General features: G+C 70.5%; 10 protein-coding genes. 3 read left to right on the top strand and 7 right to left on the bottom strand.

Annotated elements, in window-relative coordinates:
* Nucleotides 1-5: 5 nt before the first annotated feature.
* The 7 genes from V5O49_RS11375 to V5O49_RS11345 form a co-directional block, all read right to left on the bottom strand.
* Nucleotides 6-449 carry a hypothetical protein gene (locus V5O49_RS11375; RefSeq protein WP_332902338.1) on the bottom strand — a complete coding sequence of 148 codons (444 nt, stop codon included), beginning with the start codon at nt 447-449 and terminating at the stop codon, nt 6-8.
* 108 nt (nt 450-557) lie between these two features.
* Nucleotides 558-3,581: a DEAD/DEAH box helicase gene (locus V5O49_RS11370; protein WP_332902337.1), complete on the bottom strand. Its 3,024-nt coding sequence runs from the start codon at nt 3,579-3,581 to the stop codon at nt 558-560.
* Nucleotides 3,578-5,098 (bottom strand): EH signature domain-containing protein, encoded by a 1,521-nt coding sequence (locus tag V5O49_RS11365; protein ID WP_332902336.1) that lies wholly within the window; start codon nt 5,096-5,098, stop codon nt 3,578-3,580. The genes V5O49_RS11370 and V5O49_RS11365 overlap by 4 nt, the downstream gene beginning before the upstream one ends.
* Entirely contained in the window at nt 5,095-5,928 is an 834-nt protein-coding gene (locus V5O49_RS11360) for an OmpA/MotB family protein (RefSeq protein WP_332902335.1), read from the bottom strand. The genes V5O49_RS11365 and V5O49_RS11360 overlap by 4 nt, the downstream gene beginning before the upstream one ends.
* On the bottom strand, nt 5,925-7,556 hold the full coding sequence (zorA, locus tag V5O49_RS11355) for an anti-phage ZorAB system protein ZorA (RefSeq protein ID WP_332902334.1): 1,632 nt from the start codon (nt 7,554-7,556) through the stop codon (nt 5,925-5,927). The genes V5O49_RS11360 and zorA overlap by 4 nt, the downstream gene beginning before the upstream one ends.
* A gap of 191 nt (nt 7,557-7,747) precedes the next feature.
* Nucleotides 7,748-8,620, bottom strand: coding sequence for a DUF4190 domain-containing protein (locus V5O49_RS11350; protein ID WP_332902333.1), 873 nt, complete (start codon nt 8,618-8,620; stop codon nt 7,748-7,750).
* Between the two features lie 26 nt (nt 8,621-8,646).
* Complete coding sequence (locus V5O49_RS11345; RefSeq protein ID WP_332902332.1) at nt 8,647-9,315, bottom strand: Rv1352/Rv1906c domain-containing protein; 669 nt, start codon at nt 9,313-9,315, stop codon at nt 8,647-8,649.
* A 220-nt stretch (nt 9,316-9,535) separates the two neighbouring features.
* Between V5O49_RS11345 and V5O49_RS11340 the strand changes: the two genes are divergently transcribed.
* Genes V5O49_RS11340 through V5O49_RS11330 form a run of 3 tightly spaced genes read left to right on the top strand, consistent with a single transcriptional unit; the run spans nt 9,536 to nt 14,414 of the window.
* Nucleotides 9,536-11,599 (top strand): hypothetical protein, encoded by a 2,064-nt coding sequence (locus tag V5O49_RS11340; RefSeq protein WP_332902331.1) that lies wholly within the window; start codon nt 9,536-9,538, stop codon nt 11,597-11,599.
* A gap of 14 nt (nt 11,600-11,613) precedes the next feature.
* Nucleotides 11,614-13,230, top strand: coding sequence for a class I SAM-dependent DNA methyltransferase (locus V5O49_RS11335; RefSeq protein WP_405001171.1), 1,617 nt, complete (start codon nt 11,614-11,616; stop codon nt 13,228-13,230).
* A complete protein-coding gene (locus V5O49_RS11330; RefSeq protein ID WP_332902330.1) occupies nt 13,227-14,414 on the top strand; it encodes a restriction endonuclease subunit S in 1,188 nt (395 codons plus the stop codon). Before V5O49_RS11335 ends, V5O49_RS11330 begins: the two co-directional genes overlap by 4 nt.
* Nucleotides 14,415-14,448 lie beyond the last annotated feature (34 nt).

Below are 14,448 nucleotides of genomic sequence, written 5' to 3'. Positions count from 1 at the left end.
GTCGGTCAGGCTAACCACCCGGCGTCGTCCATCGCGAGCGGACGCACCGCCGACGCCGAGCCGACGAAGAGGCCGTGCAGACGGAATCCGTGCGTGGCCGCCTGCTCGCGCAGGGCCGCGTTCCAGGCGCGGTCGGCGTCGGTGACGGTGTCGTCGCCGGGGCGGCACAGGACCGCGACGACGCTCCCGCCCGCGGCGGACTGCTCCGTGACCGAGGCGATCACCATGCCGAAGCGGCGGGCGTCGTCGACGTCGGGCTTCTCGGGGACGTCGCGGACCGGGACCGCCACGGCCGAGGCGCGGTCCTCGGCGTCGATCCACGTCAGGCACAGCGTGCGTGATCGAGGCAGCGCCGCAGCGGCGAGGGTGGTGGCGAGGGCGAGCCGGTCGTCGTCGGTCAGGACCAGGTCGCCGGGGCGGACGGGCTGCGGGGGTGTCGTGGTGTCCATGCTCCGACGCTGCCGGAGACGCGGGGCTCGTGCGGGGATCGTCCACAGGGTGCGGGGTCGTGCGGGGTGCGGAGCGGCCTGTGGGTGACCGTCCGACGGCCCTTACGCTCAGCTCAGGCCCATCGCGCGGGCGACCTCCTCTTCGGAGACCTGCTCGGGCACGACCACGGCTCCGGAGAGCGACACCTTCGACCGGAGCAATCGTTCCAGGTTGACGTCGAACGAGTCGACGTCGGGATGCAGCGCCATCGGGTAGTAGACGTGCACGTCCCGGGTCTGGCCGATGCGGTAGATGCGGTCGGTCGCCTGCGCCTCCTTGGCGGGGTTCCAGTGCCGCTCGAGGTGGATGGCGTGGTTGGCCCCGACGACGGTGAGCCCGACGCCGACGGCCAGCGGCGACATGATGATGACACCGAACCCCGGCCGGGCCTCGAAGCGCCGGATCCGCTTGACGCGCGAGTCGTCGCTCCCGGTCGCGGGAGTGTCGCCGTTGACCACGTCGACGGGAACGCCGTAGCGCTCGCGGAGCCAGGACGCCAGGGCCCGCTGCATCGCCTTGGTCCGCACGAACACGATCGCCTTCTCGTCGACCGCGCGGATCCCGTCGAGGATCGGGGTGACGGCCATGGCCGTGCGGGCGGAGTGCGTGAGCGGGGCCGCCGTCTCCAGCAGATCGTCGTGCACCAGTCCAGGGTGCAGGCAGACCTGGCCCAGGTCGTGCAGCGCCCCGAGCATCGCGCCCTTCTTCCCGGCCCCGGCGCGGTAGCGGGCGACGGCGTCGTCGTACGCCTGCCGCTGGACCGCCGGCATCGGGGCGGCGTGCTCGCCGCCGTCGTGCACGTGCTTGGTGGGGAGGTCGCTGAGATGGTCCTCCTTGACCCGGCGCAGCATGAAGGGGCCGACGGCGTCGCGGAGCGCACGGCCGAGCTCTGCCTTGCGCTCGGACGGGGCCTCGTTCATCGGCGCTTCCCACCGGTCACGGAACTGCGCCCAGGTGCCGAGCAGGCCCGGTTGGACCAGGTCGAGCATGCTCCAGAAGTCGCGCAGCGAGTTCTCCACCGGGGTGCCGGTCGCCGCGAGCTTGAACCGGGCGCGCAGCGCCTTGGCCGCGCGCGTCCGCAGAATGTCAGGGTTCTTGACGTTCTGGGCCTCGTCGAAGACGACGACGCCCCAGTCGGCCTGGGACAGCGAGACCTGGTACCGCGAGACGGTGTCGTAGGTGGTCAGCACCAGCGTGCCGGGCCGGTCCAACCGGGCGTCGCCGAACTGGTCGCCGACGCGTAGCAGCATCAGGTCCGCGAGCACGTCGTCCCGGACCATGCCGCGGTGGTCGAGCTGGTCCTCGGCGACCGCGGACTCCTTGCCCTTGCCGGTGCGGAAGGGCGCGACACCGGCGCCCTGGAGGACGACGACCTCGTCGAAGGGACCGGTCCGGGACCCGAACACCGACTCGATCTCGCGGAGCCAGTTCTCCAGGAGGGCCACCGGCATGACCGCGAGGTGCGGGCGAAGGGGCCCACCGTGCTCCTGCTCGGACCGCACCGTCTCCCCGAGGGCTGCGAGGGTCATGAAGGTCTTGCCCAGACCCATGTCGTCGGCCAGCAGCGCGCCCCGGATGCGGCCGGGGTCGTGATCGGCGCCGTCGAGCGAGGCCTGCATGAGCCGCGTCATCCACTCGATGCCCTCGACCTGGTGCGGGAAGGGCGAGAACTGCAGTGGACGGTGGTCGACCGGACGGTGGAGCCTCGCGGACTCCGCGGCCGCTCGGAGGTGGTCGGCCAGCTCGGTCGCGTCGTCGAGCTCCCACCCGACCTGGACCTGCGGCCCGTCGGCGCTCGGTGCCGGTTCGTCTGACTCCTCGTCGTGCCCTGGCGTCACACCGAGGTCCTCGAGCCGCTGTCGTGCCTTCTGCTGGCACTCGCGCACCCGGTCGCGGTCCGAGACGTCGACGAGGTCGTCACCGAGCGGGACGACGTCGGCACCTCGTTCCCAGGCCTCGTCGATCTGCTCGCTGATCTCCTCGTGCTCGGCCAACGACTGAGGACGGTCGACGAGGACATCCGGTGCGGTCGTCCCGTGGTCCTCGGAGATCCACTGCGGCCCCTGCTGGGCAGCCTGGGCGAAGGAGACCGGTGCGATCCGCCCGAGCCCGGCGACCAGCCAGGCGAAGGTCAGCTCGATGTCGACCTTCTCGTGGTCGAGGAACGACCCCGGGGCCTCGAGGAACTGGGGGACCTGCTCCTTGGGGATGCTGCCCTGCCGCTGGACCTCGTGAACTCCCTCGAGCTGGTCACGCTCGAGGAGCACGAGGTCCTTGTCGACGCGCAGGACGCCGCCGCCCGCGTCGCCGTCGGAGGGGAGCTGGTGCCATCGTGCGTCGAGGTCGTCCGGGTGGAGACCGTCCCCGAGATGGGGTGTCAGCCTCAGAGAACCGTCCGGCTGGGGAGCGACAGCCACACCGACCTTCCCGGGCTCGACCGTCGTGAAGCGGTCGAAGTGGTGCAGGGTGAGCGAGAAATCCGGGTCCGCCACCGCCGGGTCGTCCGCGGCCGCCATGCGCTGCGCACCCTGCAGCTCGGCGACCAACCGGATGTTGTGGGTCTCGGACCGGCTCCCGACAGGGACGGCGGCGTGACGCTCGACGCCCCGCAGTGCCCGCAACGTCGGTGGGCTCAGCCGGAACGTCTGCTCGTACGGTGGCATGCCGACCGTGAGCAGGACTCCGTCACGGCGGTAGGCCTCGTCGTACTTGTCCAGCCGCACGGCGAGGTCGACGGAGAAGTCGGGTCGTGCCGTCGTCCCGGTGATGGCGGTGCCGAGCCGACCGGTGAAGCGTGCTGGCAGTCCGAGGATCCGCGCCTCGTCGGGGTCGAGACGGGCGAGGTCGTCGGCCGTCACCTCGAAGCCCCGGTCCGTCGCCCGAGCCCTGCCCTCGTCGGCGAGCGCGTCCAGGACCAGGAACTGCTCGGTGATGCTGACGTGCGCCTCGCCGTCGAACAGGGCGGCGATCCGTTCCGGCGACGTCGTGAAGGTGGTGACATCGCCGTGCTCGACGTCGAACGTGGGCACCGGGCCCGAAGTCGGGTCGGGGCGCGTGGCCGGGGCGCGGCGGAGCAGGTCGCGGAGCTTCATCGGCGTCTCCAGGATCGGCCGGAGGTGGTCGTGGTTCGTCGTCGCGCGAGCTTGGCCAGGCTGCGGTCGTCGAGCAGCGCGGACGCGTCGAGGTGGATGCCGTGGCCGCGGAGGAAGTCGAGAGCGTTGCCGGTCCAGTTGCCCCCGGGGTCGTGCGTCCACGAGCGGTAGGCCTCGTACTGCTTCGGGTGGCGCTCGCAGTGCTTCTGGGGGAGCACGCTGTTGAGGTACGTCCGCGTGAAGTGCCGCCGGGAGGAGTCGGTGATCTCAGGGCCCGGGGGGCCGATGTAGGCGTGGAGCTTGAAGTTGTGCGAGCCCTCGATCAGGTGGAACTCACCGCAGTCGACGAGGACGATCGCCGTGTCCCGCGCCTGGTCGGAGAACTGCGCGACGCCGGCGAGGCTGACGTCGGTCACGCGCTTCACGGTCGGGCGGATGTTGCTGCCGAGGATCAGTCGGGTGTCCTGGACCAGGCCGGACTCGTACAGGCCCATGAGGAACCGCCGACGCCGGGGGTACATCCGCTGCAGGGAAGTGTTCGCGGTCTCGTCGCCGTAGACGCGGACGGCATCGAGGAACGCCCGAAGGTCAGCGCCGGACATCCACCGCACGGCGCGTTGCCGCAACGCCGGCTCGAGGTGCGACCACCAGTCGTGCCAGCTGGAGCTCTGCTCGTGGCGCGGATCCCCGCCGATGCGGAGGACCGCGTCGACCCAGGCCGCGCTCGGCACGACGGTGTCGGGCTTGTCGCACAGCCCGCGCAGCACGGCGATGCCGAAGCGGTGGTCGTTGTCGTCCCGGCGCAGGGCGGTGGCGCGATCCGTGGCGTCGTGCAGGAAGTCGTGATGCGCCGAGGTGTGGTCGGCTGCCTCGATGAGGCCCAGGTAGTACTCGTTCCGCACCATCTGGGCGAACCGCCCCCGGTCGTCCTGGCACAGCGCCGAGGCGACCGGATCCGTCTCGAGCCGACGGCCGTCGCGAATGAGGTCCCGCGCCAGCGCATGAGGTCCGTCGGCCGACGTCACGTAGTGGGGCGAGGAACGGACGATCTCCACCACGTCGACATGGTCACGTCGCCGGCAGCCACGGACGGCACGATCGACGGCGGAACCCACCGCTTCGAGTCGGCCTTCCTCCCAGTCGTCCAGGCGGTCGAAGTATCCGAGCAGGGCGGTGATCAGCGAGGTCGTCGCCAGTCGTGAGGCGCGTCGTTCCGGTTGGCCGACCGCCTCCAGCACGGCCGGCGTCATGGAACGCTGCGCCAGCCGCTCGTCCGTGGCCCACCACTCGCACACGGCCCGGGTGAACAGCCGGTCCCGCATCCGTTCGACAGTGCGCCTCGTGTCACGATGCTCGAGAAGACGCTGTGCTTCGGCGAGAAGCGGGGGATAGCGGTAGCCCGTCCCTGCGCGGCGTGCGATCTCCGCCGCGCGTTCCCCGGCGTCGTGCCACTGCTCGGTCAGGTCGCGTGACCAGGCCTCTCGGCGGACCTCCGGTGCGGGGAGCGCCAGCGTCATGAGTCGGCTCCTGCGGCCTCAGCGGCACTGCCGTCCAGGGAGTCCTCGACGATGGTCGCCAGCTCCTCGGCGGTGGGCCCCTTGACGGTGAAGCGGATGTCGATGCGCCGGTTGGCCGCCTTCTGCACGTCGGTGCTCTGCTCGGCCTCGACCGGACGGGTGTCCGCATACCCCGAGACGGAGAAAACGGGCCGGCCGTCCTCGCGGAGCAGGTTGTCGAGTCGCTCCGTCGTCGTGAGGCGGTCACCCCAGAGGCGCCACAGGGAGATCGCGCGGAACGTCGACAGCCCCCAGTTGCCTGTGCCCTCGAGCCCACTGAACGCCTGGCTGTCGGTGTGGCCCTCGACGAACACGGTGTCGAGGGCCTCGAACCGTGCGTCCTCGCGGACGGTGGCGGACATGACACGGCCGATGGTGAGCGCGACGTCCTCGTGGGCGGGCCGGATCTCGTAGGAGCCGGAGGCAAAGCCGAGAGCCGACGTGGGGATGTGCAGCACCGAGGCGTCCTCGCTGATCGTCACCTCGATGCCCCGCTCGTGGAGCTCCGCGGCGATCTCCCGGACCAGCCGGGACCGGATCTCCTCGCGTTCGCTGAGAGTCGCCACCTGTGTCTCCAGCAGGTCACGTTGGTTGGCGAAGACGGCCTCGGCCCGCTCGGCCTCGGCCTCCTGGGCGATCAGCTCCTGCTGCTTGGTGGTGAGAGTCAGGATCAGCAGGACGACGGCGAGCAGGAAGACCAGGAGCAGCGCGGACATCAGGTCGGAGAACGAGATCCAGTGCGAGGAGTCCTCTGAGTCCCGAGCGCTCCAGCGGCGGGAGGACCGTCTCATGCGGCGGCCCCGGTGACGTCATCGTCCCGACGCTGCAGTGCGGTGTCGATCTCCTCGACGGTGGCGGACAGGGCCTTGGCGGCGTCGAGCATCGACGACGTGTACGCGTGGGTCTGTTCGTTCCAGACGTCCATGCGCTCGCGGGTGTGGTTCGTGACAGCCTCGGAGTACTGGGTGAACCATGCCGACAGCGAGTCGCTGAATCCCTCCACCTCGGTCCGGAGCCTGGTGAGGACCTCGTCCTGGTGGGTGCGCATCCCTTCGAGGAAGGAGCTCTGCTGGTCGCGCATCGAGCCCAGCAGCTGCTTCTGCTGCTCGTCGATGCCCTCGATCCCCTCGCGCAAGGTGCTCGATGCGCCCTCGAGCATCCCTGCAGCGGACACGGCGGACTCGGTGAGGCCGTCGAGGCGTTGGGAGAGCACGGTGATGTCGTGGGTGGCTCGGGCCTGCTGCTCGGAGATCCGGTCCAGGCTCTCGACGCTCTCGGCCAGCACGCCACTGAAGCGCTCGCTCGTCGACTCGAAGGCCTGGGCGGTCGCCTGCAGGTGCGCGGCTGCCGGAGTGAGCTGGCGGGACACGTCGTCGAGTCGGTCGGTCACCGCGTCCAGGCGGTCGACGACGGCTGGTAGACGCTCCTCGAGCAGCTCGACCTGCCGGCGGGTCGCCTCGCGGATCTCGGTCATGCGAGCGTGGTGCTCGTCGGCCTGCTCGGCGAGCTTCTCGCCCAGGTAGCCGATGGTGTCCGACAGACCTCGGGTGCTCTCGTCGAGGCGCTCGGCGAGACCGCTACCGAGCTCCGAGAAGCTCTCGTGGAACTTGCCCACGAGGCGTTCGAACACCTCCTCCGACTGGTGTGCGGCCTGCTGGGCCATCTTCTCCATCGCCGGAGCGACGGCCTCCTGGAGCGACCTGCCGATCTGCTCACCGAGCGTGGCGAGGTGCTCCTCGCTCGTGGCCGAGCTGCGCATGATGCTGACCAGCGATGCCTCGGAGGTCTGCTTCTCGAATCGCTCGTCGACGAACGCCTGGAGCGACCGCACGTCGTCGTCGATGCTGCGGCTGGCCCACTTCTCGATCGCGGCGACGACGATGCTGAAGAACACGCCGGCGACCGAGGTGACGAACGCGACGCTCGCGCCACCGATGAGCTCGCGCACGCCCTCCGTCAGCTGATCGGCGTCCCCGTCGATCTCGATCGCCGTCAGGCCCACGACGAGACCGAAGAACGTGCCCAGGACGCCGATGACCGTCAGGACGGCCGGCCTCGTGAGCAGGATGCGGCTGTGCAGCAGCTCGGGGGCCATCGAGTCCGACCGGAAGTAGTAGTCGGCGTCGTGGGTGTTGAGCAGGTTTCCGTCGGGGCCCTCGACGAGGGTCTCGTCGAACTCCTGCCACAGATGACCGACGTCGCTCCCGGACTCGAGGGCCTTACGGCGCATCCCCGAGCGGTGCTCCTTGCGAACGGGGCCGTCGGTGTCGATCAGCTCGCGGACGCCCCGGATGCGTGACTCGGCTCGCGCCTTGGCGCGCAGCACCTGGACCACCGTGATGACGGCGATGCCGAGGATGGCGGCGCAGAACGTTCTGGTGATCGGGTCGGCGAACGCCGTCACGATGAAGTCGGTCACGGGAGCCTCTCGCTCGGGGTGGTGCGGTGGTCCGACAGATCGGACGCGGGAATGTTGCCATGGGAACGTTTCGGATCGGCCCCGCCAATGGGTGAAATCGCATCAATCCGGATCACGATTCGGTGACAAGCGGTACATCAAGGGCGTGCCGGACCGTCGGGGGTCGGTCCGGCACGCCCGGCCTGTGAGGGTCAGTCCTTGGCGCGGAAGAACACCGGGTCGGCGAACCAGCCCGCGGTCAGCGTCCACGCCCCCTCGGCCCCGGCCGGCACCGTCACGCAGACGTTGCCCGTGCCGGTGCCGCCCTCGTAGAGCTCGTCCACGTCCGTGAGGTCGTCCGGGATAACGCCGCAGCTGTCGCTGTACGTGGCGTTGTCGTCGCCGACGAACTCGACCGTCAGGTCGATCCACGGCGTGCCGGTATCGGTGCCGGTGTAGGTTGCCTCGACCGGGACGATCCAGTACTCCATCCCGTCGGCCGGCGGGTCGTTGAACTGGTTCTCGGCGCGGATGTCGTCCCACGCCTCGGCGGGCTTGCCCAGGTCGACGGTCCACTCCTCGTTGCCCACGGTGTCCGAGAACCGGAACGGGTTGTCGCGGGTGCCCTCCTCCGGAGCGGGCTCCAGTTCGGGCTCCTCGGCCGCGGCCTCCTCGGTGTCCTCCGCGGCCGGCTCCGCGACGTCGCCGGAGCCGTCGGCCGGATCATCCTCGGTCGCCACGGCGCCGTCCGAGGTCGGGGTGTCGTCCAAGGACTCCGAGACGTCGTCGAGCACCGCGCTGTAGAACGCCTGCGAGGCCAGCACGCCGATGCCGGCGAGCACGGATAGGACGATCCCGGCGATCGCCAGTCCACGGCGCGGCGCACCGCGCCGAGCCTTGACGAGCCCGACGATCGCCAGCACGAGTCCGACGATCGCGGTGAGGAACACCGCGTTGTTCAGGATCGGGACCAGGCACAGGACCAGGGACACGAGTCCGACGACGAAGCCGGCGACGGCGAGGCCGTTGGAGCGGGCCGGGGCGGCAGGTGCAGGCGCAGGAGCCTGCGGGAAGGGGGTGGACATGATGGTCCTCTCTTGATGGGTGGTGGTTACTGCTTGTCCCAGCTGCCGCACCGGCTGGACTCGAAGTCCTGGCCGTCGCGGAGCGTGACGGTGGGGTGGCCGCCGTCGACGATGTCGTTGGCGACGATGTCGCGCTTGTTCGTGCCGGAGCGGTAGATGCCCCAGTAGCAGTCGCCGGAGACGGCGTGCGTGGTGCGGTAGGTGCCGGGTTCGACGTCGTCGCCGACCGTCCAGGTGCCGTCGGAGATCCGGTTCGCGGCGATGCGCTCCTCGGTCTCGGTCACAGCGTCCTCGCGGGCCGCCACGTCCTCCTCGCGCTGATCGAGCTCGGCAGACCGTTCGTCGAGCTCGCTCTCTCGCTGCTCGGTCGCCTCGGTCAGCTCGGTGTGGGCGGCCTCGGCCTCCTCGGCCCGCTCGACGGCGGCCGCCTCGTCGTCCTCGGTGTCGGCCAGCGCAGCGGTCAGGTCGGCGTGCTCGGACTCGAGCTCGGTCGCGCGCTCTGCCCAGCGGGCGTTGGCGACGCCGGCGCTGATGCCGTAGGCGACGGCAGCGACGAGCAGCACGGCGAGCGCGAGGGTCGCGGGGCGCCAGCGGCGGTGCACGACGGCGGTGGTGGCGTTCGACGGGGTGGTGCGCGCGGTCCCGCTCTCGGCGGGCTGCTCCGCACCGGGTGCGTCGGCGGGGCGCGTGGGCATGGTCTCCTCCTCGGGGCTCGGGTCGGCCGTCACAGCGGGGTCGACCGGGGGCGGCGTGAGCGGTGGCTGGATGTCAGCGGCATGGCATCGACTCTGGAGCCAGCGAGCTTCGCTGTTCGAACAGGGCGTCGATAAGGGGGCTTATCGCCAAAACGATGCAGCAAGGTCGGATCATTCGTAGGCTTCGACCACGCCCATCACCGTTCGAGAGGAACCACCGATGCCCGACGCCGGCACCCCCGCCGTGATGGACCGCCTGCACGTCTCGCTGCCGGACATCGCCGAGATCGCCCGCGTGCAGCGGCCGGTGGTGTCCACCTGGCGGCGCCGGTACGCCGGCCGCGGCCTTCCGTTCCCCGAGCCGGTGGTACGCCACGACGACGGCGCGCTCCGCTTCCGCGCGGTCGACGTCGCCGACTGGATCGAGGCGACCGGCCGCGGCAACAACCCGCACTTCCGCGCCGACGTCGCGCTGCGCGCCTCGCTCGCCGTCGACGACCCGGCGCGCGCCCGACGCCTGCACGACGGGCTCGCCGCGATGCTGTGCCTGAAGGACGTCAGCGACGAGCCCCTCGGGTCGCTGGCGGACGGCGACCTGCTCGACCTGGCCGACGAGCTGGACCCCGACGACGCGTTCCTCTTCACCGAGGTGCAGGCGCTCGGCGCCGACCGCCGCACCGCCGCCGAGCTGGCCGATCTCGCCGCCGACGCCGCCTACACCCCGGGCCGAGCCGCCGAGGCGATGACGCTCCGGCGCGCGGACCTCGTCTCCGCGCTCGGCCCGGCCGCGCTGTACGTCGCGGCGCGCATCGCGTCCCAGATCGCCGACCACGGCCCCGTCGTGGACCCCGCCCCGGGTGCCGGCGACCTGCTGCGTGCCGTGCTCGCCGACTCCGGCCGCCTCGACCCGCCGGCCGCGCTCCTCCCCGCCGGGCACCGGGCGGTCCGGCGGCGCCTCGCCGCGCACGGCTGGGACGTCGGCACCCTGGAGTCCGACGGCGTCGCCCCGGCGCCCCCCGAGGACGCCCTCGTCGTCACCCAGGTGCCACCCACCGGTGCAGCCGAACAGCCCCCGGCCAACGTGCTCGAGCAGATCGAACGGCTCGTCCTCGGGCTACACCCCGACCAGCGCGCCGTCGTCGTCGGCCCTGCGAACGCCCTCGTCGACGCCGTGGACGGGCGGGCCGAGTCGGTCCGGTCGGCGCTGCTGCGCACCGACCGGCTGCGCGCCGCCGTCGTCCTCCCGCCGGGCCTCGTCGTCGACCGCTCACGGCAGCGGCTCGCCGTGTGGGTGCTCGGGGCCCCGCCGTCCGAGGTGCCGATCGCCGAGCGGTGGACGATGGTCGCCGACCTGTCCGAGCTCCGCGTCGACGACCTGCTCGACCAGGCCGTGCTCGAGGATCTCCTGACCGACGTCGAGGCCGCCCTCGGCGGTCCCGCCGACGTGCGCTCCCACGCCTTCCGGTTCGCACGGTTCGTCCGCATGGCCGGTCTGCTCGCCCTCGGCGGCAGCCTCGTCACCGCGGGACGCCCGGTCGTCGTCGGCATCCGGGACGACGGCGGTACCGCGGCCGTGCGCGTCACCGAGCTCGCCGCACGGCTCGCCCCTGAGGACGCGATGCGTCCCTCGCTCGACGTGCAGGTCGAGCGAGGCGAGGCTGCGGCCGTCCGGGCCGCGCCGCTGTGGGCGCTCGCCGACCAGCAGCGGCTGCGGCGGCTGCCGGGCAACCGCGTCGACCCCGGGCTGGTCGTCGAGGCCCCGGACCGCGACCCGGCGTTGCTGCGGGTGGTGGGCGTGCCGGAGCTGACCGGGGCGTCGCCCTGGGGTGCCCGGGCCGTCGAGCGGCTCCGGTTCGTCGAGTCGAACCCGTCCGGCCGGCTCACCGAGCCGGGCGACGTCGTCGTCACCACGACGCCCAGGCCCGCCGCTGTCGTCGACCACGAGGGATTCTCGGTGGTGGAGTACCCGGCTCAGGTCCTGCGGGTCCTGCCCCCGGCGCCGACGGCCGACGGCACGTCGCCACCCGCCGCCGTCGTCCCCGAGGTGCTGGCGCGCGACATCTTCGCCCAGCCCGAGGGCGCCAAGTGGTGGCGGGCGTGGGAGACCCGGCTCGTGCCGCCCGACCAGGCCGACCAGGTCGCCCGGGTGATGCGCGCGGTGAGCGAGAGGGCGGCCGCGGTCCGCCGCGAGATGCGTGACCTGGACGAGCTCGCCAGGACGCTGTGCGACGGCGTGACCACCGGTGTCGTACGCATGAGGTTGGATGGGGGCGACCCCCTGTGAGGAAGGAACTGCGAGTGCCACCGAGGACGAAGGCCCAGGCGCCGTCGGTCGCCACGGCGACCACCATGAAGGAGCTGAAGGACACGCTCTGGAAGGCCGCGGACAAGCTGCGCGGATCGATGGACGCGAGCCAGTACAAGGACGTGATCCTGGGGCTGGTGTTCCTCAAGTACGTCTCGGACGCCTTCACCGAGCGTCGCGAGGCGATCCTCGCCGAGTGCGAGGCGGACGGGCTGAGCGTCGAGGAGGCCGAGCCGCTGCTCGAGGACGTCGACGAGTACCGCAGTGCCGGGGTGTTCTGGGTGCCGGAACGGGCGCGGTGGGGCTACCTGGCCCAGCACGCCAAGGGGCGGGTGGCTACCCTCGACGAGCACGAGGCGTCGATCGGGCAGCTCGTCGACGACGCCATGGCCCACATCATGGGCGCGAATCCGTCGCTGGCAGGGACGCTGCCCACGATGTTCAACAAGGACAACGTCGACCAGCGCCGGCTCGGTGAGCTGGTCGACCTGTTCTCCTCGGCGCGGTTCACCGGTGTCGCGGGCAACGGTGAGAAGGTCTCCAAGGCCCGTGACGTGCTGGGCGAGGTGTACGAGTACTTCCTCGGCAAGTTCGCCGCCGCCGAGGGCAAGCGGGGCGGCGAGTTCTACACCCCGCCCGGGGTGGTGCGCGTGCTCGTCGAGATGCTCGAGCCATACCAGGGTCGCGTGTACGACCCGTGCTGCGGGTCGGGCGGCATGTTCGTCCAGGCCGAGAAGTTCCTGGAGCGTCACGGCGCGAACCCGCAGGCGATCAGCGTGGTGGGCCAGGAGCTCAACGAGCGCACCTGGCGCATGGCCAAGATGAACCTGGCCGTGCACGGCCTGACGGGGGACCTGGGGCCGCGCTGGGGCGACACGTTCGCTCGCGACCTGCACCCGGACCTGCAGGCCGACTACGTGATGGCCAACCCGCCGTTCAACATCAAGGACTGGGCGCGCACCACCGACGATGCCCGCTGGAAGTACGGCGTGCCGCCGAAGGGCAACGCGAACTACGCGTGGATCCAGCACATCCTGTCCAAGCTGGCACCCGGGGGGTCCGCGGGTGTGGTGATGGCCAACGGCTCGATGTCCTCGAACTCCGGGGGAGAGGGCGAGATCCGGGCCCAGCTCGTCGAGGCGGACCTTGTCTCCTGCATGGTGGCGCTGCCGACACAGCTCTTCCGGTCGACGGGGATCCCCGTATGCGTGTGGTTCCTGGCGAAGGACAAGGGCAGCCGGGCCGGCGAGGTGCTGTTCCTCGATGCCCGCAACCTCGGGCACATGGTGGATCGTGCCGAGCGCGCGCTGTCCGAGGAGGACATCGCCAAGATCGCCGGGACGTACCACGCGTGGCTCGGGACTCCGTCCGCCGAAGGGGCCGAGTACGCCGACGAGGCCGGGTTCTGCTACTCGGCGTCGCTGGGGGAGATCAAGGACGCCGGCTATGCGCTGACCCCGGGCCGCTACGTGGGGGTGCCGGAGGTCGAGGACGATGGCGAGCCCATCGAGGAGAAGATCGAGCGGCTGACGGGCGAGCTGTTCGCGCAGTTCGACGAGTCGGCGCGGCTGGAGAAGATCGTCCGCGAGCAGTTAGGACGACTCGCATGAGGCCGAACATCAAGCTCGGCGATCTGATAGAGGTCCAGAGAGGTCAGTCATACAAGAGCGTGTTCATCGGCGAACCAGGACCCTTCCTGCTCGGCCTGGGCACGATCGAACGCAATGGGGGCTTTCGCGGCGACAATCTCCGTCCCTACGGTGGGCCGACCCCTGGCCACATTCGACTGGAGCCAGGCGATCTCTATGCATCATTGAAGGACGTCACTCATGCTGCGGATCTCCTTGGTGCGGTTGCGCGTGTGCCCAAGCATGTCAGCGATGCACGACTGACACAGGACACCGTGCGGTTAGATCTCGTCAGCGAGAGAGTCGACCGAGATTTCCTCTACTGGCATCTGAGGTCACCTCGGTACCGCGCCTACTGCAGGTCTCTGGGGACTGGAACCACCAACCTAGACCTCAGCAGAAATGACTTCTTCGGCTATCGGTTCTGGCTTCCAGATCGCGGGGAGCAGCGGGCGATCGCTGATGTCCTAGGCGCCCTCGACGACAAGATCGCGGCCAACACCAAGCTCGTCACCACCGCCGACGACTTGCTCGCTGCCTACCTCGACTTCTACCTCGCGAGATCCCGGACTGAACTTGTTGCGCTCCATGATGTCGCCGAGTTGAACCCAGACAAGCGGACGCCAATCAGCGGAGGACGCCTTCGCTACGTGGATATTGCTTCCGTCGGTGTCGGTCGGCTTGACTGGCCCGACGAGTCATCGTGGGATGACGCGCCCGGGCGTGCTCGGCGTGGCGTTCGATGGGGCGACATCGTCTGGTCGACGGTTCGGCCCAATCGACGGTCACATGCTCTGATTCTCAGCGAGGACCAACGCCTCGTGGTGTCGACAGGGCTGGCCGTGTTTCGGGCAGATCACGGCCGCTGGCCCTATCTCTACGAGGTGCTTCGACGCCCTGAGTTCACGACCTACCTGGAAGGAGTCGCCGAGGGGAGTGCGTACCCGGCGGTCAAGGTCGATCGAATTGGGGCTGCTTCCATTCCCTGGCTGGCCGAGGATGAGGCTCTCGATGAGTTCGACGCGGTTGCGGGTCCGCTCCGAGCGCGAGTCGCGGAAGCAGAGCGCGAGAACGTCAAGCTTGCGGCCACCCGTGACGCCCTCCTGCCCGCTCTGATGTCCGGAAGGCTCCGCGTCGAGGAGGCCGCCGAGGTGGCCGACCTGTGACCGATCGCGCGGAGCTCGTCGGGTCGCTGGGTCC

Source organism: Isoptericola haloaureus, from assembly GCF_036689775.1.
In the GTDB taxonomy this organism is placed as follows: Bacteria; Actinomycetota; Actinomycetes; order Actinomycetales; family Cellulomonadaceae; genus Isoptericola; species Isoptericola haloaureus.
Note: the sequence above shows the minus strand (reverse complement) of the source record. Positions and strands in the feature narration are given on the sequence as shown.